This is a genomic window from Nocardia sichangensis, from assembly GCF_047200615.1.
Lineage (GTDB): Bacteria > Actinomycetota > Actinomycetes > Mycobacteriales > Mycobacteriaceae > Nocardia > Nocardia sichangensis.
Window position 1 is genome coordinate 207,210 of the sequence record NZ_JBJZOK010000006.1, and the last position, 22,533, is coordinate 229,742.

General features: G+C 66.1%; 18 protein-coding genes. 6 read left to right on the forward strand and 12 right to left on the reverse strand.

Annotated features, from left to right (window positions below; translation table 11 throughout):
* Positions 1-249: 249 nt before the first annotated feature.
* Positions 250-1,203: an alpha/beta hydrolase gene (locus ACL03I_RS11055; protein WP_355077783.1), complete on the forward strand. Its 954-nt coding sequence runs from the start codon at positions 250-252 to the stop codon at positions 1,201-1,203.
* Positions 1,204-1,288: 85 nt separating this feature from the next.
* Here the strand turns inward: ACL03I_RS11055 and ACL03I_RS11060 are convergent, their stop codons facing one another.
* Positions 1,289-2,794, reverse strand: coding sequence for an MFS transporter (locus tag ACL03I_RS11060; protein ID WP_412805825.1), 1,506 nt, complete (start codon positions 2,792-2,794; stop codon positions 1,289-1,291).
* A gap of 48 nt (positions 2,795-2,842) precedes the next feature.
* Here ACL03I_RS11060 and ACL03I_RS11065 point away from each other — a divergent pair, with 48 nt between their 5' ends.
* The gene (locus tag ACL03I_RS11065) at positions 2,843-3,754 is read left to right on the forward strand and encodes a LysR family transcriptional regulator (protein ID WP_412805826.1); all 912 of its coding nucleotides are present in this window, start codon (positions 2,843-2,845) and stop codon (positions 3,752-3,754) included.
* 34 nt (positions 3,755-3,788) lie between these two features.
* On the opposite strand, the gene ACL03I_RS11070 is transcribed toward ACL03I_RS11065, so the two are convergent.
* The 3 genes from ACL03I_RS11070 to ACL03I_RS11080 form a co-directional block, all read right to left on the reverse strand.
* Positions 3,789-4,868, reverse strand: a complete 1,080-nt coding sequence (locus tag ACL03I_RS11070) for an ADP-ribosylglycohydrolase family protein (RefSeq protein WP_412805827.1) — start codon at positions 4,866-4,868, stop codon at positions 3,789-3,791.
* A 26-nt stretch (positions 4,869-4,894) separates the two neighbouring features.
* Complete coding sequence (locus ACL03I_RS11075) at positions 4,895-6,025, reverse strand: esterase/lipase family protein (protein WP_412805828.1); 1,131 nt, start codon at positions 6,023-6,025, stop codon at positions 4,895-4,897.
* 163 nt (positions 6,026-6,188) lie between these two features.
* Positions 6,189-7,679, reverse strand: coding sequence for a long-chain-fatty-acid--CoA ligase (locus tag ACL03I_RS11080; protein ID WP_412805829.1), 1,491 nt, complete (start codon positions 7,677-7,679; stop codon positions 6,189-6,191).
* Between the two features lie 139 nt (positions 7,680-7,818).
* Here ACL03I_RS11080 and ACL03I_RS11085 point away from each other — a divergent pair, with 139 nt between their 5' ends.
* Positions 7,819-8,469 (forward strand): TetR/AcrR family transcriptional regulator, encoded by a 651-nt coding sequence (locus ACL03I_RS11085; RefSeq protein ID WP_355077793.1) that lies wholly within the window; start codon positions 7,819-7,821, stop codon positions 8,467-8,469.
* A gap of 202 nt (positions 8,470-8,671) precedes the next feature.
* Here the strand turns inward: ACL03I_RS11085 and ACL03I_RS11090 are convergent, their stop codons facing one another.
* Complete coding sequence (locus ACL03I_RS11090; protein WP_356961010.1) at positions 8,672-9,919, reverse strand: cytochrome P450; 1,248 nt, start codon at positions 9,917-9,919, stop codon at positions 8,672-8,674.
* 233 nt (positions 9,920-10,152) lie between these two features.
* Here ACL03I_RS11090 and ACL03I_RS11095 point away from each other — a divergent pair, with 233 nt between their 5' ends.
* Complete coding sequence (locus ACL03I_RS11095; protein WP_364429526.1) at positions 10,153-11,517, forward strand: flavin monoamine oxidase family protein; 1,365 nt, start codon at positions 10,153-10,155, stop codon at positions 11,515-11,517.
* A 3-nt stretch (positions 11,518-11,520) separates the two neighbouring features.
* A complete protein-coding gene (locus tag ACL03I_RS11100) occupies positions 11,521-12,411 on the forward strand; it encodes a class I SAM-dependent methyltransferase (RefSeq protein ID WP_355077798.1) in 891 nt (296 codons plus the stop codon).
* Between the two features lie 3 nt (positions 12,412-12,414).
* On the opposite strand, the gene ACL03I_RS11105 is transcribed toward ACL03I_RS11100, so the two are convergent.
* The 7 genes from ACL03I_RS11105 to ACL03I_RS11135 form a co-directional block, all read right to left on the reverse strand.
* Entirely contained in the window at positions 12,415-13,236 is an 822-nt protein-coding gene (locus tag ACL03I_RS11105) for a DUF1206 domain-containing protein (RefSeq protein ID WP_355077800.1), read from the reverse strand.
* A 222-nt stretch (positions 13,237-13,458) separates the two neighbouring features.
* A complete protein-coding gene (locus ACL03I_RS11110) occupies positions 13,459-14,055 on the reverse strand; it encodes an MAB_1171c family putative transporter (RefSeq protein WP_412805830.1) in 597 nt (198 codons plus the stop codon).
* Between the two features lie 603 nt (positions 14,056-14,658).
* Positions 14,659-15,696, reverse strand: a complete 1,038-nt coding sequence (locus ACL03I_RS11115; RefSeq protein WP_412805831.1) for a 2-hydroxyacid dehydrogenase — start codon at positions 15,694-15,696, stop codon at positions 14,659-14,661.
* On the reverse strand, positions 15,693-16,874 hold the full coding sequence (locus ACL03I_RS11120) for a pyridoxal phosphate-dependent aminotransferase (RefSeq protein ID WP_355077805.1): 1,182 nt from the start codon (positions 16,872-16,874) through the stop codon (positions 15,693-15,695). The genes ACL03I_RS11115 and ACL03I_RS11120 overlap by 4 nt, the downstream gene beginning before the upstream one ends.
* Positions 16,875-16,953: 79 nt before the next feature.
* Positions 16,954-18,432 carry an MFS transporter gene (locus tag ACL03I_RS11125; RefSeq protein ID WP_412805832.1) on the reverse strand — a complete coding sequence of 493 codons (1,479 nt, stop codon included), beginning with the start codon at positions 18,430-18,432 and terminating at the stop codon, positions 16,954-16,956.
* 60 nt (positions 18,433-18,492) lie between these two features.
* Complete coding sequence (locus ACL03I_RS11130; RefSeq protein WP_412805833.1) at positions 18,493-20,283, reverse strand: choline/carnitine O-acyltransferase; 1,791 nt, start codon at positions 20,281-20,283, stop codon at positions 18,493-18,495.
* Between the two features lie 231 nt (positions 20,284-20,514).
* Positions 20,515-21,084, reverse strand: a complete 570-nt coding sequence (locus ACL03I_RS11135) for a CGNR zinc finger domain-containing protein (protein WP_412805834.1) — start codon at positions 21,082-21,084, stop codon at positions 20,515-20,517.
* A 103-nt stretch (positions 21,085-21,187) separates the two neighbouring features.
* Between ACL03I_RS11135 and ACL03I_RS11140 the strand changes: the two genes are divergently transcribed.
* Positions 21,188-22,390 carry an epoxide hydrolase family protein gene (locus tag ACL03I_RS11140; RefSeq protein WP_412805835.1) on the forward strand — a complete coding sequence of 401 codons (1,203 nt, stop codon included), beginning with the start codon at positions 21,188-21,190 and terminating at the stop codon, positions 22,388-22,390.
* Positions 22,391-22,533 lie beyond the last annotated feature (143 nt).

A 22,533-nucleotide genomic window follows, 5' to 3' on the forward strand; every position in this document is an offset into this window, starting at 1 on the left:
GATCCTCACGACCCGAGCGCTCCGCCTTCGAACGCGATCGTGCGGAGATGAACCGGCCCTGACCGCCATGACATGGGCTCCAGCTCCGGTACACGCCTTCCCGGAATCGCCACGAGTGAGCGGTCGTTCGACCGCCCGACGCAGCACCGGAACGAAACATGCTGCTCGAGCGTGGCTTTCGCGCAGGCAATCCTTCCAAGTGGATCGATTTCGCCGAATGATCCACGCGCGGCCGGGTACAACGGAATCGTGAGTGCTTCTAGGTATTTGGGCGCGCTCGTCAGCGCGCTGGCGACAGTTGTCGCGGTGTCCTCCTTCTCCGCTCGTCCCGCCGAAGCCGAGTCCGCGCGGGCGCGCGTGGTGGGGGAGGCCCCGCTCGGCGGATCGGTGTCCCAGATCGATGTCTACTCGCCGTCGATGGACAAAGTGGTCACCAACCGGGTGATCCGGGCGGCGGGCGGCGCACCCGCGCCGACGTTGTACCTGCTCACCGGTATCGGCGGCGGCGTCGACGGAATCTCCTGGTGGGACGATACGGACGTCCGGGAGTTCTTCGCGGACAAGCACATCAACGTGGTGATGCCGGTCGGCGGCGCCTACAGCATGTACACCGACTGGCGCGCCGATGATCCGGCGGTCGGGCGCAACCGATGGCAGACCTATCTCACGCGTGAGCTTCCGGCGACGCTCGACGCCGAACTCGGCACGACCGGGCGCAACGCGATCGCGGGGGTGTCGATGAGCGCCGGATCCGCGGTCGACCTCGCGATCCAGGCGCCCGACGTGTACGACGCGGTGGCGGCCTACAGCGGATGCCCATGGGCCGCGGACGCCGTCGGCGCGGCCATGGTGAGCGCCCAGGTCATCCGTGGCGGGGGCAATCCGGCGAACATGTGGGGCGCTCCGGGCGACGTGATCTGGCGAGCGCACGACGCTTTCGCCAACGCGCCCGCTCTGGCCGGGAAGACCATCTACTTGTCCGCCGCCTCCGGCACTCCCGGTGCCATCGATCGAGGCGGCCTGCCCTTTCCCCCCATCGAGGCGATCGCCAGCTCCTGCACGGCGGCCTTCGCCGATCGTCTCGACGAGCTCGGGCTGCCCGCTGTCCACGTGAATCGCGCGGAAGGCTCGCACACCTGGGGGTTGTTCGAGACCGACCTCCACGAGTCGTGGCCGCACCTGGCGCACGCTCTCGCCGCATGAGGATTCGGCCGCCGGAGGTCGCCTTCGTGACCGCGGCGGGCGCCTCCGTGCCGGGTGCACGCCTCTTCGTCACGCGCGCCGGAATTCACGCTTTCGAGCGGGTGAGTCCAAGGCCTGTCACGATCGCCAGACCGGCAGAGGCGAGCAGCGCGGCGACGGCGAAGGTCGCGTGTGTTCCCCGGGCCACCTGCTCCGGCGCGGCGCCGATGACGTCGCCGGTTCCCGCCGCGAGAGCGAAGACCGCGCCCATGACCGACGCACCGGTGACGAGACCCAGATTGCGAGAAAGGTTCAGCATGCCCGAGACGAGGCCCCGCTGTCGCGGGTCGACGTCTCGCATGACCGCGGTGTTGTTGGCCGCTTGGAACAGGGCGTAGCCCAGGGTGGTGACCACCAGTGGCAGCACGTAGCCGATGACCCCGGCGCTCGCGGGCAGCAGCGCGAGCGCGGCGGTGCCGCCGATGACACCGCCCAGCCCGACGCTCACCATGGTCCTCGCTCCGAAGCGATCCGTAGCGCGTCCTGCGGGCACGCCGGTGAGGGCCGACACCGCGGGACCGGCCGACATCACCAGACCGACCGCGGCCGGATCGAGGTGCAGAGCGCGGGCGAGGTGGAAGGGACCCACGACGAGCGTGGTCATCATGACGGTCGAGACCAGCGCACTGGTCGTCAGGCCCGCGGTCAGGAGCGGATCGCGGAGCATCCCGAGCCTGAGCAGCGGCGCGGAAACGCGGGTTTCGGTGCGGACGAACAACGCGAGGCACGTTCCGGCGACGAGCAGCAATCCGATACCGAGCGGGCCGACCGCGTTTCCTTCGATCGTCATGGCCAGGGCGTAGGCGCCGAGCGCGAGCGCCAGCAGCACTGTACCCGAGATGTCGAAACGCGAACGCGCGCTTCCAGTTTCCGGTGCGGCGCCGGTCGGCAGGCGCCTGGCCAGGACCAGGGTGAGCAACCCGAGCGGCGCGACGGCGACGAAGATCGCACGCCAGCCGCAGGCCGCGATGAGCACTCCACCGAGCGAGGGACCCAGCGCGGTCCCGACCGCCGACATCGTCCCGAGCAGTCCCATGACGCTGCCGGTGCGGTGCTTCGGCACGGTCTCGCCGACGAAGGCCATCGTCAGCGCCATCATGCATGCGGCGCCCGCTCCTTGCAGCGCGCGGGCAGCGGCCAGGAAGACGAGATCCGGAGCCAGACCGCACAGCATGGTCGCGACCGTGAACACCCCGATACCGCCGAGCAGCAGGCGGCGCCGGCCTGCGACGTCGCCGAGACGGCCCGCGCCGACGACCAGTGTCGTGGTGGCCAGCAGGTAGGCGATCACGACCCACTGCACCTGGTGGAAGGAGGCGTCGAACGCCACCGCCATGGTCGGTAGGGCGACATTCGCGATGCTGATGCTCAGCGAGGGCAACAGCATGGACAACGACAGCGCGAGCAGCGTCCGAGGCAAGGTGGGACGACGGGCGTACGACGTCCGTAGACGGGGTTCTGCTGATTTCAAGACGACCTCTTCGATATGGATGACGCTCTGGACGCTAGGCCCCGCTTTCACCTGGCGGAAGACGCAAAGATGGAAACTCATCTGTGCACTGAACGCCATATCCCAGGAGCACTGTGAGATCGTGTGCCCATGGCGCGGCCCGATCTGAATCTGCTGCTCACCTTGGACGTTCTACTCGAGGAGGGCAGCGTGACGCGAGCAGGCGAGCGGCTCGCGCTCAGCCCTTCGGCGATGAGCCGTCAGCTCGCACGATTGCGCCGGGCCACCGGCGATCCGCTGCTGGTACGGGCGGGCCGGGGGCTGGTGCCCACGCCACGCGCCGTGGAGCTACGCGACCGCGTGCGCGGCCTGGTCCGGGAGGCCGAAGAGGTGTTGCGTCCCGCCGATCACCTCGACCCGGCCGAGCTTTCGAGAACGTTCACCGTGCGCAGCAGCGACGGGTTCGTGGAGCGGTTCGGACCCGAACTGGTGGCCGAGATCGGCCACGCGGCGCCGGAGGTGCGACTGCGGTTCGTGCGGAAGACGAAGAAGGACACCGATCCCTTGCGAGACGGCACCATCGACCTGGAGACGGGAGTCATCGAGCGCGCGCTGCCGCCCGACATCGTGAGCCGACCGCTGTTCACCGACCGCTTCATCGGGGTGGTACGTGCCGAACATCCGCTCCGTGCGGGGAAGATCACCGCGGCCCGATACGCCGCCGCACGGCACGTGCACGTCTCCCGGCGCGGCATGGGCGAGGGACTGGTGGACCAGGCGCTACACCCGACCGGCCACCGGCGCGACGTCGTCACCGTCGTGGACGGCTTCGGCGCGGCCTTGGCGCTGGCGAGGGCCTCGGACCTGGTCGCGACGGTCCCGCAGCAGCACACCGTGATCCTGCGGCAGGGCATGCACTCGTTCGATCTGCCGTTCCGCGCTCCGGAGGTGACCGTGTCGTTGTTGTGGCACGTCCGGCTCGACGCGGACCCAGCTCATCGATGGCTGCGCGGCCGCGTGCTCGATGTGTGCGCGATCGGCCGGACCGTGAAAGACGAGTGAGCGCCGCGTCCTCGCGGTCAGGTACGCGGGGTGCTCACAGGCCTTCGTCGACGGGATAGCGGGCGGCGAGTCCGGACCGGTCGCCGAGCCCGAAATTCATGACGAGGTCGTCGGCGACCTGCACCAGCACGTCGCGTCCCTCGACCGCCGCCGCCCACTCCATCGGCAGTCCGGAGACACCGTGGACGGCGCCGACCAGGTTTCCCGCCACCGCGCCCGTGGAATCGGAATCGCCGGAGTGGTTCACCGCCAGCAGCAGCGCGCCGCGGGCATCTCCGGTCCTGGCCGCGTACAAGGCGCAGTACACCGCGATGGCCAGGCATTCCTCGGCGACCCACCCCTCCCCCACGTGCTCGACCTGTTCGGCGGAGACCGGGTGATCGGACAATTCCGCGGCACGGGTCAGCGCCGCCACCGTCTCCGCACTCGATGGGACGGCGGCGAGCTGGGTGATCGTCTCCCGTAACGCGATCGGCAGTTCGGTTCCGCTCACGACCCGATCGACCAGTGCCGCGAACGCCCCCGCGGCGAGATATCCCGTGGGGTGCCCGTGGGTCAGCTGCGCGGCCCGGGCGGCGGTGGTGAACGCGAGATCGGGCCCCATTCCGGACAATCCGAAGGGCGCCGACCGCATGACCGTGCCGCACCCCTTCGAATGCGGATTCACCGGCCCGCTCGCACCGAACGCGACCGGTGCGAGATATCCCCGGGACTGTTGTCCCAGACCGGACATGCACGCGTTCCCGGGCGCCCGCACCGCGTACAGGAAGGGCAGACTCGCCAACCACCCGTCGACGTGTGGCGCGGGCGCCTCCTGCCGCTGAGTCTGCAACCAGCGCAGATAGGCTCGGCGCAAGGCCGGCACCGGATCGGCGCCGGGCCCCGAGCGCAACAGTCCCTCCGCGGTGAACAGCGTCATCTGAGTGTCGTCGGTGATCTGTTGCGGCGCGTCCTGGGCGTGCTGGGGTAAGAAGCCCGTCACGCCTTCGTAGCCGTACCGCTGCCGAATCTGTTCCAGCCGTAGGAATTCGATGGGCCAGCCGAGCGCGTCACCCACCGCCCCGCCCAGCAGAGAACCCCTGACCCGATCGAAGACCGCCGTGTAGTCCGCCACGAGACACCATCATTGCGCATAGCTGATCAGTGATCCGCTCCGCCGATCATCCATGGATTGAACGCGCAATCCAGCGGCGAGTTCGCCTCCGGGTCGAGCGCACGCAGTGCGATCGAGGCCGCACGCGGGGAGTACATGATCGTCAGATGATCGGACAGATCCTGGGCGCAGCCGTCCTGCAGGGTGACGTTGTGCACGGTCGCGTCCGGCCCCGGAGTCAGGAAGGTCCATTCGTACGGGTTGGAGATCTCGTCGTGACTGGTGCCGACCGAGGTGTACTCGACACCGGGGACGGTGTCACCGTGTTCGTTCAGCTTCGCGTAGAACGCCGAGCCCACCGCCTGCTGAATATTGGCCTGACCGACGATCGGTTCATAGAATCCCAGAATGTTGACGCCTAGATTGGTGATCAGCCGCCCCAAAGTAGCCATTCCCAACAACGAGGTGCCGTGATGGGTGGCGCCGAATGTGACGAGCTTGCCGACTTTTTCGGCGCCGCCTTCGAATTTCAGGTATTGGCTCGACACCGGCCCGCCCTGAGAATGGGCGACGAGATCCACCCGATCCGCACCGGTCGCGGCGCGCACCTGCTCGACGAAATCGCGCAACTGTCGCGCGGAATCCTCCATCGGACCGACGCCGTACCGGCCCGGCAGGATCGGACCGATACCACCGCCTTCCAGCACGCCGGAGCGGCCGTAATTGAAGGCGTAGACGCAATAACCGGCCCGCGCCAGCCGCGGTGACAGGTACGCGAAGGAGTCATAGGCGTTGAGCCAGGTTCCGTGGACGAGGACGACCGGCCGCGGGTGCGCGGCCGAAGGCGTGCAGTCCGGCCGATTCGCTCCCGGCGGAGATGCGTCGGGATGACCGACTCCGTGCAGGAAGGCGGCCAGGTAGGCAGGCATCTCCGGCCCTTCGCCGACCGCGGCGGAGGCGAAACTGCGCGAGGCGGAACCGGAACTGCTGCCCGAGTCGACGATCGCCTTGGGCTGCCTGCCGTCCGGCGTGGGCGAGAGGCCCGCGTTCAGTTCGTCGACGAGTTGCTGCTCCACGGTAGGCGTTTCGAGTTCGGCGTGTACCGCACCCGCTCCCACGCTCATGGAAAGTGCCACGACAACCACACCGAGCAGACCGCGACGAATCCTGTGCTTCATTGCAAAGCCTTCCATAGATGTGTTCGCATTCTCTTGATACGAACACTTTCATCCTGAAGCAGCTGTGGAGCACTGTCACTGCGCTCGACACATAAGTTGCCGGACATAATTGGGCTCCGGATACAAAAAGTTCCGCCGCGGGCCGGAATCGGCCCACCTGAGGTCAGCGGGCGGCGAACTGTTCTTTCAATTTTCGTTTCATGATTTTGTGACTGGGCCCGAGCGGCAGTTCCGCGACGAATTCCACTCGGCGCGGGGATTTGTGCTTGGCCAGGTGCTCACGTCCGAAGGCGAGCACGTCCTCGGCGGTGATCGGCCCGGAAGGCACTACGACCGCGCAGATCTCCTCACCGAAGACCTCGTCCGGGATGCCGATGACCGCGACGGCGGCGACACCCGGATGCCGCAGCAGCGCCGCCTCCACCTCGCTGGGATACACGTTGTACCCGCCGCGGATGATCATCTCCTTGATCCGGTCGACGATCCGCAGATAACCGTCGGTGTCCTTCACGCCGAGATCTCCGGTGCGAAACCAGCCGTCGACCACCACCGCGGCCGTGGCATCCGGATTGCCCGTGTACCCGTTGAACAGATTGTGACCGCGAATCACCACTTCGCCGAGTTGCCCGGCCGGCAGCAACGCGATCCGCTCGGCCAGGGCGGGATCGGCGATCTCCACCTCGACACCCCAGACCGGATGCCCGACGGTACCCACCCGAGAACCGAATATCGGCTGGTTGACCGCCGCGGTCGGCGAGGTCTCCGACAAGCCATAGCCTTCCAGGATTCGCGCGCCGAACGTCTCCTCGAACGCCTCCAGCACCGGCTGCGGCAGCGACGCGCCACCGGAGATGCACAGCCGCAGCCGCGGCAGGCTCGTCCGCTCGCGTGCGGCGGATATCAACCGGACGTACATCGTCGGCACACCGTGGAAAGTGTTGACGCCGTGCTCGACCATGAGCCGGATGGCCTCGGCCGGCTCGAAGCGCGGCATCAGCACCAGCGCCGCGCCCGCGCGCCAGGTCGAGTTCATCGAGACCGTCTGGCTGAACACGTGCGACAACGGCAACGCGCCCAGTGCCACGTCGTCGGCGCGTACGTCGTTCGCGTCGAAGGCGTTGACCGTCGCGTTCATCACCAGGTTCAGGTGACTCAACTCGGCGCCTTTCGGCCTGCCGGAGGTGCCGCTGGTGTAGAACACGACCGCGGGGTCCGCGGGTTGTCGCGAGACGAACGAGGCGATCGGTTCCGCGACAAGGGAATCCGGCGCACGGCAGGGAAGGCCGACGGCGGCGGCCGCCGGATGGCCCGCTTCGGCGAAAACCGGATGGCACAGCAGAAGCCGCGCCGCGCTGTCGCGCAGCATGTATTCGGCCTCGGCGGACGTGGACAACGGGTGCACCGGCACCACCACTGCTCCCGCGGCGAGGATTCCGTAGTAGGCGACCGGGAAGTCGACGACATTCGGGCACATGAGCGCCACCCGGTCACCAGGCCGCACACCGAGCCCGATCAAGGCCGCGGCCTGGGCCCGCGCCCGAAGCCACAACTCGGCGAAAGTGATCCGCCGCGCCCCGTCGATCAGGGCGACCCGGTCAGGGCGCCGTCTGGCCTGCTCGGCCGGAATGCTGGCTACCGACAGTGTCGCGTTCATGCCGACCGCCTGGTGAATCTCGACATCGCTCTCCAAAACTAGCAGCGCAAGTTTTCCGCCTCACCGTAGGGCACCGAAACTAGCGGCGCAAGTATCGCGTCCCGCGCCTGCGAGAATGCGAGGACCGAAAGGAGAGCCCATGGCACGACCACGCCGACCGCTGCTGACCCGCGATCGCATCATCGACACCGCCCTCACCCTGGTCGACGCCGAGGGTCTGGCCGCTGTCTCCACGCGGCGCCTGGCCACCGAGCTGGGTGTGCAGGGCCCCTCGCTGTACAACCACGTCCGCACCAAGGACGACCTGATCGATGCCGTCGTGGACGCCGTCCTCGGCGAAGTCGACATCGCGATGTTCGAGGGATTGTCGGCCGAGGATCGGGACTGGCGCTCGGCACTGCGCGATTGGGCCCGTTCCTACCGCACCGCCATGGCGGCACACCCGCACATCGTTCCCGCCTTGGCGAGCGGTCCCGGTCATCGACCCAACGCGTTGCGCATGGCCGACGCGGTCTTCGGCGGCCTCGTCGCGGCGGGCTGGCCGCGCCGCGAGGCCACCACGGTCGGCACGACCATGCGCTACTTCCTCACCGGAGCGTCGCTTGGATCGTTCGCCGCGGGCTTCCCCTCCGACGTCGCGGTATACGCCGACGCCTATCCGCACCTGAACGAGGCGCACCTGCTGGCCGAGCGGCAGCAGAGAATCGATCGGGACGCCTTCGAAGTCGGTCTGGAATCCCTGTTGGACGGGCTGGAGATCCGTTACCGGCTGCTCGCGGATGCCGGGTAACTCCGACCCGCGCACCGAAGCACACCCGTCGCCCGTACGCCTCGGCGCGAACAGGTACCCGGGCCTGACAGACCAGCCCGCCGACCGCGGCGACCATGCCTCCCAGCGCGGTGTCCGGGTGGTAGCTCGGATATCGGCCCACCGTGCACATCACCGAGATGGTCAGCGATCCGGCTTTCGCGTTTCCGACCCGGCCCGGGTACTACGGCAGCGGCAGCGCCTGCGACTCAGGGAATACGACCGGCAAGGCGGTCAGCGCTCGATGGAACGGACCGGGACGCCAGGTCAGCTCGTCGACCGGCACCGCGAGACGTAGCTCCGGCAGCGCGTCCAGCAGTTGATCGATCGCGTCCTGGGCGATCAGGTAAGCCAGCGAGTTCGCCGGACACGCGTGCGGCCCGCCGCCGAACGCGAGATGGGCGCGGTTGCCCGCGTAGCGTTCGGCGCGGATCGCCGGATCGGTGTTGCAGGCGGCCATGCTGATCACGACCGGCTGATGGGCAGGCAACCAGACGTCGTCGATCAGGATCGGCTGCTTCGGGAAGCTGAAGCAGAAATTCGCCATCGGCGGGTCGTTGAACAGCACCTCGTCGAGCGCGTCCCGGGTCGACAGACTGCCACCGAGCACGCTGCCGCCGAACCGCTCGTCGGTGAGAATCAGCAGCAGGGTGTTGACGATCAGATTCTGCTGCGGCTCGATGCCCGCGCCGTAGAGCGTGCCCAGCTGGTGGACCATCTCGGTGTCGTTCAGCCCGGATGGGTGCCGGAGCATGCGCGTGGTGATGTCGTCGCCTGGATCGGCCCGCTTCAGTACCGTCAACTCGGCCAGCGAATCGGTCAGCATCTTGTTCCCGCGTTCCGCGTCGATGCCCTCGAAGATCGCGGCCATACCGGTCGCGGCGCGCTGCGCGATCTCGGCCGGGCAACCCAGCATGGCGTTCAGCACCGCGAAAGCGAGCGGAAAAGCGTACTGGCGCACGATATCCGCCGACCCGTCCGCGCAGAACGAATTGATCAGCGGTGTCGCCAGCTGCGCCACGGTGTCGTGCAAGCCGTACAGGTCGACCTTGGCCAGACCCGCGACGTTGGCCTGCCGATAGCGGGCATGCTCGGCTCCGGCGTTGCGCAACGCGTTCGGCCGCCACTGCATCATCGGCAGCACCGGGCAGTCGGCGGCGATGTCCTGCTGCCACGTGCGGGGGTCGGCCGGAAAGTGCTCCGGATCGTTCAAGATCCGCACGGCGGTGTGATACCCGAGCACCAAGGTGGCAGGTACACCCGGGGCCAATTCCACCGGCGCCAGCGATCCGTAACGCTCCCGCATCTCGCGATAGGCGCTGTGCGGGTCCGCGGCGAATTCCGCGGCGAACAAAGGAATCCGCGGGCCGTCGGTGTCGATCGGCGAACCGTGCGGTGCGCGGCTGTGTGCGGAGGGCGGGGACGTCGTCATCGAGGAGGCTCCAGGCGATCGGGCAGCAAGATTCGTGAGCCTAAGCAGCTCGCACGCCCTCTGCACCGGAAACGACTCGAGATGACCCCTCACTGCAAGTTGCTATAGAATTGCCCCGATATTCGACGCGTTGACCTGATCGAAGGCGAATCGCACCCGCTGTGTCGAGTGCGCCGGTCGAGCGCAGTAGCACGGCGGCCGTGCGCGAAACTGCAACCCGAGGACGGCACGCCATGACAGACGTCGACTTTTGCGTAATCGGCGGGGGATTCGCGGGATTGACGGCCGCGCTGCGGCTGAAACAGATGGGTCGGTCGGTGGCGCTGCTGGAAGCCAGGGACCGGCTCGGCGGCCGCACCTTCACCCAGGTACGCGACGACGGGTCGTGGATCGATCGCGGCGGCGCCTGGATCGGGCCGGGACAGGACCGCATCCAAGCGCTGATGACCGAGTTCGGCGTACCGAGCTACAAGCAGTACACCGACGGCGAGGCCATGATGGTCGTCGACGGCAAGCAGCACCGCTACACGGGCACGATCCCGTGGACGATGAGCCCGTGGGCGTCGATGAACCTCGGCGCGGTATTCCTCGAGCTGGGACATATGTGCAAGTCGGTTCCGCTGGAAGCGCCGTGGGCGGCGAAGAAAGCCGACAAATGGGATCAGGTAAGCCTGGCGCACTGGCTGGAAGCCAATGTCCTTTCCAAGCCCGCGCACGATCTGCTCGAGACCGCCATCGCGGGCTGCTACACCTCGGCGGCTTCGGAGGTCTCGTTGCTGTTCGTCCTGTACCAGATGGCCTCGGGTGGCGGGCCGAGCTTCGTCCTCGGCGTCAAAGACGCGGCGCAGGACGCGCGGCCGGTCGGCGGCATGGGCGCGATCTACCGTCCGATGGCGGCCGAGCTCGGCGATGCGATCCACCTCTCGCAGCCGGTCCGCTGCATCCATCAGGACGACTCGGGGGTGACCGTCCGCGCGACCGACCTCCGGCTGCGCGCGCGCCGGGCGATCGTCACCGTTCCCCTCGCTATCGCCGGCCAGATCTCGTACCGGCCGATGCTGCCCGCCGATCGCGCTTTCCTGCATCAGCGCATGCCGAGCGGTTCGATCATCAAGGTCTCCGTGGTGTACGACGAGCCGTTCTGGCGCGGTGACGGGCTGTCGGGACAGTCCGCCGCGCCGGGTTCGCCCGCGACGATCACCATCGATGCGTGCACGGACACCGGGCGGCCCGGAGTCCTGTGCGTCATCATCGAGGGACCGATCGCACGGCAGCTGGCCCGACTCGACGACGCGGAGCGCCGCAGCGCGATCCTCGACGCACTCGTCGAGCGATTCGGCCGGCAGGCCGGCTCACCCGTCGACTACATCGAGCAGGACTGGAGCGCCGAGCGCTATTCCGGCGGCGGGATGCTCAGCCACGCGCCCACCGGTGTGCTCACCCAATTCGGCCACGCTCTGCGCGAGCCGTGTGGCCGCGTCCACTGGGCGGGCACCGAGAGTTCGGCGGTCATGTGCGGCTGGATCGACGGGGCCATTCGCTCGGGCGAACGCGCGGCCAGCGAAGTGCTGGAGCACGAGACCGCCGTGGTGGGCTGACCTATGCGCACCGAGGGAGACGTATGGGACATCGTCAGTAGTGTCGGACTCACCGCATTGGGCGTCGCGACGTTCCGGGCGCTGGAGACATCCGCTCCCGATCCGTTGATCCGGGACGATTACGCGCCCCTGTTCGTCGCGGCCTCGGGCCATCGACATTTCAACGGACTGTTGGCGGACCCTTCCCAACTGGACGACATCCCGCTGGTACCCGGGTTCATGGGCTTCCGCACGAAGTTCTTCGACGACTTCTTCTCGTCGGCCGCGGCGCGGGGCGTTCGGCAAGCCGTTATCGTCGCCGCCGGATTGGACGCGCGGGCATACCGCCTCGACTGGCCCGCGGGTACCACGGTGTTCGAGATCGACCAGCCCAAAGTTCTGGAATTCAAGGAGAAAGTCCTCACCGAGAACGGCGCGCGGCCGAAGGCGGATCGTCGCCCGGTGGCCGTCGACCTGCGCGAGGACTGGCCTGCCGCGCTGCGCAGCGCGGGTTTCGAACCCGGCGAACCGACCGCATGGTCCGCCGAGGGCCTGCTGCCCTATCTACCCGGGGCCGCGCAGGACAAGCTCTTCGAGCACATCGACGCCTGGTCCGCCCCTGGCAGCGAGCTGGCCGTGGAGAGCTTCGTGGCGGGAACCGACGTCAAACGCTTCGCGAACATCGAGAAGAAGTATTTCGACCGCTGCAACCCGTTCGGCGACATCGATCCGGCCGAGTTGTTCTACGACGACGAGCGAGCCGATCCCGCCCGGTGGCTGGCCGGACACGGCTGGTCGGTGCGGAGCGAGAGTCCGAGCGAACTCGCCGCGTCCTACGGGCGATCGGTCCCGGATCTGCCCGAGGAACTCGACGAGCTGTGGCGGCAACCAAGGCTTCTGACCGCCGAGCGGTAGGCGCTACATCTTGGCGCTGCGAGCCATGACGAAGCTGTAGAGACCGTAGGTGATGATGCCGAGGCCGGCGATCAGGAGCAGAACCACACCGAAGGGCTGCGCGCCGAGCGTCTTGATGGCTCCGTCCAGTCCTGCGGACTTGTTCGGGTCGGATTCGGTCGCGGCGAGGATCACCAGCAACCCGACCGCGGCGACGGCCAGCCCCTTCGCGATGTAACCCACCGTGCCGAGTCGCCGCACGAATGCGCTCGGAGTCCCGCGCAGGTCGTCGAGAAAGCTCTGGGTGGCGCCTTTGTACACGTGGTAACCGCCGACCGCGATGATGACCAGCCCACCCACGACGAGCGCGATCGTTCCCGCGGTGTGCTGCATCAGGCGTGCCGTGAGCCCCACACTCTGACTGCTGGTCGACTTCCCGCTGCCGCGGGCGAATCGGAACGCGGTGACGGCCAGTCCCAGGTAGACCGCGAACAGGGAGAAGGCTTTGACGCGGTCGAACACTCCTGGCTGATCGCCGCCGGCCCCCTGCTCGGACGCGCTGCCGAAGACCGACTCCGCCAGCCGCCACAGCGCCATGACCACGAACGCGGCCACAGCCGCCCAGAGGGTGAGCCCACCGCCCGGTTTATCGGCCAGTTCGGCCATCGCCCCGGATTGGTCGGCGTTGCCCCCGCCGCCGAACGCGAGCCGGATGGCGATGTAGCCGATGAGCAGGTGCACGAGACCGGACATGACGTAGCCCGCGCGGGCGAACCGCGCGAACACGCTGTTCTGGGCGATACGACCGGCGGTGCCGGAAAGACCGGTGTGAGTCGTGTGAGTCATGCTGCTCCTCCGTCCCAGGTAGTACGACGGAGACCGCCGCAGGACACCGACCGGATACCCAAGTCCGTGGAGAAAGCACCTGTCCATTGCGGCGGCAGGATGCCCCGCGGTTTCAACATGCGGGGGTCAGCGGCTCAGGGGTGCTCGTCGCGCGAAGGCCGGTGCGCGCTTCGCGCGACAGCCACCCGGGTGTAAAGGGGCGGGGTGTGCGCAACACGAGCATCACGGAGTCGCTGCCGGAACACCGTTTCGCGGACCGCCCGGCCACTGCTCGCCCTTACCGAAAGTGGAATGGGCTCGCGGCCAAACTCGCGCCAAGGCGAGCAGGTGCTGCAGATCGGTGTCGAAATCTCGTGCGCCGAGGGGCGAACCCGGGATGACCTCCGCTCCGACCGGCGGCACACCGGCCTTCCTGGCGCGCACGGCGTACGCGAGTTTGTGCGCGTAACGCTCGGTGTCGAGCGGCAATTCGTCCGCCCACGGATCACCCGGTTCTTCCGGAAAATACGGCCGCAGATGCAGAAGGGCATCGCGAACCTCCACCGCCATCCGAAGCAAGCGCGTCGCCGGGAGCACCGGTTCCCGCGAGTCGGTGTCCGGCAGGAGCACGATTTCCGGCACCGCCTCGGTGAGATCGCGCCACAACGGTCGCAGCCTGCGGCAGGATCGGGTAGGCCGGTCCAGGCCTACCCGCTCGATCAGCCAGGTCCCCAGCGGTACCGCGAGCAGCGTCGAACTCGAAACGAAACAGACGACGGTGATGAACTCCACGCGCGGAAGATGTGGCCCCAGCTCGGGCCATCCGGTGAGTACCTGCATTCCACCGGCTGCCGACCCACAGCAGCATCGCCGCGCTGATCGCCATCGGTCCGCCGAAAGCGATTGCCAGCACCGTCCCGTCGAGATCGGAACCCATGTCGATGGCGCGCCCCCGAGCGTGGGCGTGGCAACCCGCGACGAGGATGGCGACCGCCGAGACCACCGCGACGCGGGAGTAGACGCGCTGGCGTCGCCATATCGCCGTCACATCGCTGTCGGCATCCCAGAATCGAGCGAGACCGAGCATGTACATGGACATCGCGACAAGACAGCCGAGGGCTGGTAGCTGCGCCAACTCGATGACAGCGGGCGTCCAGGTGCACCGATACAACGCCAGTCCGAGTAGGCACCACAGCAATATCCGGTTCAGGAACTGATCGGCGATCGTGTCGCGGAACAGCAGCAGCCTTCCGAGGATCAGAACCGAGGTATACCCGAGCACCGGCCACGCGATGATCCCCGGCAGCGGCGACAACATCATCGAACCACTCCACCTCGGCTCCACCGACCGCTCACCCAGCGCCCGCGAGCATATCTCCACCTGAACGAGCCGTCGCCCCTCCCGGCCGAGTCGTATGTCCTTACGACGGCTGTGCCGACGTCCTAGCGGCGGTGGCGCACCGGCAGCCAACGGGCATGATCGCGGAAGCCAGGGTTTACGACTCGTGGGTCTTCTCCTGTTTCGAGGATGTTCTCGACCGACTCGGCATTAGCCGCGAGCATCGCGCGGTAGGACTCATCGGTAGCGCCGGCCGCGTGCGGCGTGACGAGAAGCTTGTCATTGCCCAATGCGATCAGCCCGAAGGGATCGTTCTGGTCGGAGGGCGCGGGCACGACGTAGTAGCCGTCCATGGCAGCGGCCGCGAGGCGACCGTCGAGCAACGCGGTTCGCAACGGCGCCGGATCTACGAGTTCCGCTTCGGAAGTGTTGATCAGAATCGCGCCGGGCTTGACGGCAGCGAGTTGTGCTTCGCCGATCATCCGGGCTGTCTGCGGGCCGTATGGAGCATGGAGACTGATGACATCGGACTCGGCGAGCAGCTCGGGTAGCTCGACCCGGCGAGCGGCGATGTCTCCTTCCAGTTCCCGTTTGGCTGTTCGACTCACGTAGACCACTCGCATCCCGAACCCGCCGACCGCTATCCGGGCAACGATGGTGCCGATGGTCCCCATTCCCACAATGCCCAGCGTCTTCCCATAAAGGTCGCGTGCCCGGGTCTCGGGCCATCGACCGGCCTTCGTTTCCATCGTCAGGTCTGTGATGCCGCGCCAGGCATCGAGCATGAGACCGATCGCGAATTCCGCGACCGCGCGTGCGTTGGCTCCGGGCGCGTTGGTCACCGCGATTCCCGCCGCGGTCGCCGCCGCGGTATCGACGTAGGCGTGATACCCGACACCCATGAACGCTATGACTTTGAGGTCGTCGGCAGTGGACAACGCGGCAGCGGTCGCACGCTCTACACCACCGAGAATGTATGCGTCCTTGCCCAGCAGAGCGCGCGCCAATTCGACTTCGGACAGGTCGTGACGGCAGACTTCTACCTCGATATTCCGCTGACGAAGCCATTCGATCTCGGCTGCCTTCAATTCAGCCCCGGTGAGCAAGGCGCGATAACGGCTCGATCGACCGCGCACGGTCATGCATCCTTCGCGGCGAGCCGGACTGCGGTGTCTCGCAGCAACTGCGCACCCTCCGACATCAGTTGCGGATCGCGAGCCAAGGCGACGCGGACGAACTTTCTCCCGCGCTCCGGCTGATTCCAGAAGAAGTTCGTTCCGGGTAGCACGTGCACTCCCTCCCAGATCGCCTCATGGACGAAATTCTCACACTCGAGTCCCTCGGGGAGCCGGAGCCAGTCCACCGAGACGGGCGATCGCGATTCGGTGACGAATTCCAATCCCCCGTCCGCGAGAATCGAGCGGAGGATAGCCCGATTTTCCAGCACGGAAGGAAGGATGCTGTGTTCGATGCCATGCTTCGAACTGTCCTCGATGAATTCTGTCAGCACCCGGAGATGGAAAGGAGAGACACTCTGCAGCAGATCGTCGTGCAGTCGGTACATATCTGCGTACATATCCGGACTGCATACCGTCAATCCGACTTTCATCTCGCTGGTGGACCAGGTCTTGCCCGTGTCTTCGAGCACAATATAGGAGACTCCTGATTCCTCCAGGACCTCGTACTGCGACCAACCGCTCGGCAGAGGTGAGAAGAATCGAAAAGACGAGTCCAGAACCAGGGTGCAACGACGGTCGACGCAACACTGCACCAACGTTCTGAACCCCGGTTCGGACAGCGTCCATCCGGTGGGGTTGTTCGGCGAGACCAGCCAGACCACCGCAGGATCGAGCCGAGCCATCGCCGCAGGCAGGTCTTCGACGGTGCAATCCTGTTCCAGCAGCGGCACGAGCTCGACATTCTCTCGGCGCAAGATCGAGGAGATATTGTCGAACACCGGCTCGATCAAGGCGACTCGCTTTCCCGCGCGAGCGCAGTAACTCACCACCATTGTTATCGCGGATGATGCGGAATACGACAGCATATATCTGGATGCATCCTGATGCATCGGCTCGCCCGCCAGGCGCAGAAAGGCGGTGAGGAACGCCTCTTCCAGCTCGGACTGCGATTGATTTCGCGCCTCGTGGAACAGCTCTGGAAATCGTTCGACAATTTCGATCTGGGAGGGCGTCAGCGGTTGACGGCAATGCGCATCCGATAGGTTTACGGCGCGATCGAGACTACGCCTCTCGTAGGTGGTGCTGGTTGTGCGCCCGAGCGGATTCGGATGATTCGAACTGTGCGTACGGATAAGTGTCACGGTTGGTCGACCTCCGAAATACTAGTTACATGCTGATGCGATAGCCGGGCAGCCACAGCAGTTGACGAAACCGCGGAGTTCAAGCGGGTGGCCGGCTCCACGGTGAGCCTTTTCGCTGAGGAGATGAAGGAGTTTCGGTCCAAGGCGTCGAGAATTGTCGCATTCCGGTTCGACCCGGGTCGGCAGCCTCGGAATCTATTGACGATACGGCTGAGGATTCGGTTCCATTGCGCTGTCCGGTAACCGGCTGCTTCACCTTCTTCTCGAAGGCGTAGATTCCGCCGAGTCGGACGTCGAGTGATCCATCGGTATTTCGAGCAAGGGTGATCTGCGCGATATCCAGTATCCGCCTGGTCGCGGTGACGATGAACGCTCGATTCACTGGGCCGGGCGCCCCGGGAATGGGGCCGGCGCGAGCCGCGATTCGGCCCAGCCCGATTCCGGCGCCGATACCGATCGTGGCTGCGGCCAGGATGCCTCCTGACGAACCGGCGAAGTCGACGGACTGACTCGCCCCGATACTTCCCATGGCTACGCCGACCCACATCAGACTGAAATGAAAGCCGAGGGCCTCCCCGAGGGCGTCCTCAGAAGCAGCAGCACTCATCCGATCGGTGCAGGCCGGGAAAACAGCACCAGCCAGCACGCCGACCGCGAAAACGGCTATGGCCAGCGAAACCGGGCCGACCGCGAGGGCGCAGAGCGACACGCCGATTCCGAGTCCGACCAGCAGAACGTATGGCGAGATGGTTCTGGAGATCGCGCCGTACCCGTACCCACCGGCCACCGCACCGGCTGCGCCGATGGCCAGCACCAGTCCGATCGCATGCTTGGCATGGAAGTCGTGCATGGCCGTGATGACACTCAGTTCCTCCGCACAGAGGACGGCGGCGGCCGCGGCGTATCCGACACATGCTGCCACGAAGCCGGTCTGCAACCAGGATCGCCGTGGGACCCGCCGTGACACTTCGCTCGTCTCGGTTCGCAGCGGCGGGTTCTGTCTCAGCAACAGGACACCGCAACCCACGGCCACCAACCGGACCACGAGCAGCACCATCGCCGTGTCCCAGATATTCATCACCGCGACGCCCAGCGGCGGCCCGACCAACAGCGACACGTCCGCGGTCACCTCGTACGCGGCGAGCGCCGGCCTTCGCTCCCGTTCGGTCGTGGCGACCGTAATGGCCTGTTTCGCGACATTGATGACCGGTATTTCGAACCATCCCGCCAACGCCGCGAGCAACAGCAACACCGGAAACGGAGCGAATGGCGCGATGAGCCAGCAGATCCCGTTTACCAGGATCGATGGAGCCATGGTGGGGCGCAAGCCCAATCGATCGAGACGCGGGCCGCGCCGCAGCTCGGTTCCGGCCATGCACAGGTAGACCACAGTGCTCAACAAGCCCGCAGCACCGTAGGAAAGGTGCAACGTGTGCCGCACATGCATTACCAACAGCAGGGATTGGGAGTTGAGAACAGTCCGGAACAGCAGACTGATCAGCACCATATTGCATACTGTCCGATTTGCCAGAAGCTCTCGGTAGGCTTTCACTCCCACTCACTTTCGGGTGGAATATCTACTCCTGGCTATCGGACGAGCAGTCATCGATACGCAAAGCTAGCCGACGGATGTCGTCTCGAGCAGGGCGCACAACTCCGGGATGGCGACAGAGAGGGCGTGTGCGAATTCGAGCATGTGTTGTTCGATGCCTTTGGAACCGCTCAGGTGTACGCCGAAGCTGCCGGGCTGCAGGATATAGCCGATCCCGATGCAATCGGCGGTCGGCGGCCCGAAACCGAAGAACCGAACATTGACCGACGACACAGCACTGGTACTGAGATAGTCGTCACGCAGAATCCGCCAGCCGGGAGATTCGTAGATCGCGAGCGGCTTTTCGCCGTGCTGACGCTGAATTCGCTGTAGCTCCACGAGATGCCGTTCGGGAGCACGCCCCGCCTGGCATTCTCTGGTGTTGGCGACGTGTGCCCCCGCCGCGGCACGTAGCGCTTCGGCGCGAGCGGTGTGCGTAGCGGTCGAGTCGTTCATCAATGCCACGAAACGAACGACTTCGGGGGTGACCGCCCGGAGCGCTTCGGTGCGGCCGTGGCGGTAGTGCCGCACGGCTACGGATTCGTAGGTGCTGCCGAGGAATCCCCTGGACCGTTGATGAGCCAGTTGGTAAGCCACTTGCACCAACGCATCCGGCGATATTCCGAGACGTTTGGCCGTGTCCGAGCCGAAGTCGTCGAATGTCACCACCTCCGTGGCGATCTCGTCCGCCTGTTTGCCGAAGTCGGCGGCGGCTTGCCGGATCTCGTGCCGCAGGTCCTCATCGAAACGGAATTCGATGGGCGATATCTCGGGCGCTCGGCCGGGCCGGTCCGCCGAGATGGCTGTCGCATTCGCCAGAATCGCGTCGCAGAAGCCGGCAACCGTGGTTCCGTCCAGGCCGGACTCCTCGATGTTGACGCCCGCGCGACCATCGGCGAACACGATGAATGTCAACGCCTTGTCGTACCAGCGGTTCTCGCCGTCACCATGCAGGAGCGCGTTGCAGGCCGAGCGTTCGTCTCGGGGCGCGAAGTCCTCGAGCGCGACGCAGAACAGTGCCGTCTCGATCGTCTCGAGCGCGGCGGCGTTGTCCGGATCTTCGAGGAGAGCCTGGCGGGCCCTCGCCCATGCCGCGCGCGGTTGTGTTGTCAGCGCTCCCGGCGACGGCTCCGCGGCCGGATCGGCTCCCCTGATCGCATCCAGCCCGGCGATCAGATCCTCGATGCGATGTGGGGTACCGTCCGCTGCGAGGACATCCATTCGGAACGCTTGACGACGGAAATGGACGACGATGTGCCGGACCGTTGACGAGCCTGGTTCTCCGGCACTGTGAGCGGAGCGCACGGCGTCGAATTCGATGCCGGGGATTCTGGTGGTGGAGAACAGACACCTGTTCTGGTGCATGGACACCGGACGGCCGCGAAGAATCACGGGCGAAATCATCTCGGCGTCGAGTTCCAGTTTGTACGCGGTGGCGCGCGCGATCAGTTCGGCGGCGCGTTCGAGTTGACCGTGCTCCGAGTCCGTGAGCAAGAAGAAGGAATTCGCACTGAGCGCGATACTGTCGCGGTAGCCGAGATGGCGAGATCTCCAAAAGGCGTCGAGCCAACTGTGGACGCCCGGCGTCCGATCGAATCGCTCGATCTCGGCCTGCCACGTCCGGGCCGGACTGTCCAACGCAAGGAATTGATCCACGGCCGCTGTCGTGACCATCAGTTGCTCGTCGGTCAGCAACGGCGAACATCGCTCGAGAAACCGTTCGCACGTCTCCTCCAACGTCGGGATGGGGAGTCGCGGCAATTCGTCGTCGTAATCGAATGTGCTGCTGGACATCTCGCCGACGGGATTCTCGCTCACCGTCAGAGTGTCTCATCGCCACCGCAACGGGTGGCTCCAGCGGTGGGAATGCCGGGCGCGGCCATTATGGCGGAGTACCGAACCATAAACTACGGTTCGAGATTCGAAGTCACCGGCATGGGACGCCAGGATGTAGCGGAGGTGCTCCGCTCGGCCGGAGACGGTGCGAAACCGGCCCGCACCGCGCCGGAGATCCGCTCCCGATTCAAGTCATACTATGGCTGACTGCAGTCAGCCTTGGGTGTTCTTGCGCTGGTTGGCATTGAAGCGCGCCTTCTTCTGACGATTCCCGCACGTGTTCATGTCACACCATTTGCGGGTGCGGCTTTGGCTGGTGTCGAAGAAGGCCGCTCGGCAGGTTGGCGAGGCACACAAGGCCAGTCTTCCGTCCCGTTCGCCCGCGATGATGCTGATCGCATCGGCGGCGATCACGCCTAGGGCATCTTCTACGCAGGAAGCGGAGCCGAGTCGCCATCGACGACTGCCCTCGGATGTCAGAACGGCCGCCGCCCGACCCCGAATGCTGCAGTCATTGATGACTTGGACAGCGGACGCAGGAAGAGCGTCTCGGATCGCGGCCGCTGTCGCGACGGCGTGAATCGATTCCCGCAGTTCCCAGGCGAGTTCCAGCTGGGCGGTAGTGCAGGAGTCCACGGCCAGGCCGTACACGACCAGCCAGTCGACGAGTCGCTGCGGCGTGGGAATGCGTTCCACACGGTCGCCATGGCGCTCGGACAGAGTCCCCGTGAAGCTGGTCGCTAGCACGTTACCGAGGCGAAAGTCAGGGAGCCCAGCAGGCATGGAACCACCTTAGCTGGTTGCCGGCCGATGCGGAGCCATGCTAGAACCGTCTTAGCCGGTTCTCGATAGGCCGAAGCCGGTTCCGCGATGAACAGGAGGTCTCATGCCTGCACTTGGCCACCTCGATCCGGTCTTCACCCCCGACCCCGTCGACGTGCAAGCATTCGAAGCCCACGCGACCGACGCCGTCCTCGACGATCTACGCGCGCGACTGGCCACAGCGCGGCTACCGGAGGCCGAGACGGTCTATCGCGCCGCCCCCGGCCCTCGCAGATGGGAACAGGGCGTCCCGCTCGCCGATCTCGTCGACGTCGTGAACTACTGGCGCACCGGGTACGACTGGCGGTCGTTCGAAGCGCGCCTCAACCGGATCGGCCAGTTCCGCACGACCATCGACGATCTGGGAATCCACTTCCTGCACCGCCGATCCGAGCGCACAGATGCCACTCCCCTGATCTTGACGCACGGCTGGCCGGGCAGCATTGCCGAATTCATCGATGTAGTAGACGAGCTGGCAGATCCGAAAGACGCGGACACGCCGGCGTTCCACGTCGTGGCCCCATCGCTACCAGGCTTTGGTTACAGCGACAAGCCGGCCACCACCGGGTGGGGAACCGAAAAGATCGCGGCCGCATGGGTGCAACTCATGGAGAGGCTCGGCTACAGCAAGTTCGCAGCCCACGGCGGCGACTGGGGAGGTGTGATCACCACGGTCCTCGGCGGCAGGTTCCCGGCGCACGTTCTCGGCATCCACACAACGACCGCGCAGGCACCGCCCGGGCTGACAACGGAAGGACTGACGGCGACCGAACGCGAATGGACGGAGCAAACCCGCGATTTCTGGCGCCACCACGCGGCGTACGCGAAGCAGCAGGCGACCCGACCGCAGACCATCGGCTACTCGCTCGTCGACTCACCGGTCGGGCTTCTCGCCTGGATCCTCGACAAGTTCGCCGAGTGGACAGATACCGAAGACAGCCCGTTCGAGACGATCTCCAGAGACCGCGTTCTCGACGACGTCACCCTGTATTGGCTGACGCGGACCGGCGCCTCGTCGGCCCGCATCTACTACGAGAGCCACGACTCGCTCGACCCCGAACTTCGGGTCGACGTCCCGTCGGCGATCACCGTGTATCCCCGCGACATCGAGAAGTGCCCGCGTCCCTGGGCACAGGAGCGGTACCGACAGATCGTCCGATGGAACTCGCCCGAAGCCGGAGGACATTTCCCCTCACTCGAGGTTCCCGAGTATTTCGTCAAGGACCTACAAGAAGGCCTCGCAGCAGTGCTGGACGCCAATCGGTGAACGCGACTGGGGTGCCGAGCGCGCGCGACCCGCCAGCCGAGCGCGCCCGGGCCGGCGGAGATCTCGTAGCGTTGGTCGAGCCATCCAGCCGGTAGCAGAATCATCCGTATTGAGCGGGGTCCCAGGTACGGGTCGGCTTGTTG

Bases quoted from the DNA above. Each gene is read 5' to 3' on its own strand.
- ACL03I_RS11060 (WP_412805825.1), bottom strand. From the start codon at position 2,794: ATGAGTTTCCATCTTTGCGTCTTCCGCCAGGTGAAAGCGGGGCCTAGC.
- ACL03I_RS11065 (WP_412805826.1), top strand. From the start codon at position 2,843: ATGGCGCGGCCCGATCTGAATCTGCTGCTCACCTTGGACGTTCTACTC.
- ACL03I_RS11075 (WP_412805828.1), bottom strand. From the start codon at position 6,025: ATGAAGCACAGGATTCGTCGCGGTCTGCTCGGTGTGGTTGTCGTGGCA.
- ACL03I_RS11080 (WP_412805829.1), bottom strand. From the start codon at position 7,679: ATGAACGCGACACTGTCGGTAGCCAGCATTCCGGCCGAGCAGGCCAGA.
- ACL03I_RS11085 (WP_355077793.1), top strand. From the start codon at position 7,819: ATGGCACGACCACGCCGACCGCTGCTGACCCGCGATCGCATCATCGAC.
- ACL03I_RS11090 (WP_356961010.1), bottom strand. From the start codon at position 9,919: ATGACGACGTCCCCGCCCTCCGCACACAGCCGCGCACCGCACGGTTCG.
- ACL03I_RS11095 (WP_364429526.1), top strand. From the start codon at position 10,153: ATGACAGACGTCGACTTTTGCGTAATCGGCGGGGGATTCGCGGGATTG.
- ACL03I_RS11100 (WP_355077798.1), top strand. From the start codon at position 11,521: ATGCGCACCGAGGGAGACGTATGGGACATCGTCAGTAGTGTCGGACTC.
- ACL03I_RS11105 (WP_355077800.1), bottom strand. From the start codon at position 13,236: ATGACTCACACGACTCACACCGGTCTTTCCGGCACCGCCGGTCGTATC.
- ACL03I_RS11110 (WP_412805830.1), bottom strand. From the start codon at position 14,055: ATGCAGGTACTCACCGGATGGCCCGAGCTGGGGCCACATCTTCCGCGC.
- ACL03I_RS11115 (WP_412805831.1), bottom strand. From the start codon at position 15,696: ATGACCGTGCGCGGTCGATCGAGCCGTTATCGCGCCTTGCTCACCGGG.
- ACL03I_RS11135 (WP_412805834.1), bottom strand. From the start codon at position 21,084: ATGCCTGCTGGGCTCCCTGACTTTCGCCTCGGTAACGTGCTAGCGACC.
- ACL03I_RS11140 (WP_412805835.1), top strand. From the start codon at position 21,188: ATGCCTGCACTTGGCCACCTCGATCCGGTCTTCACCCCCGACCCCGTC.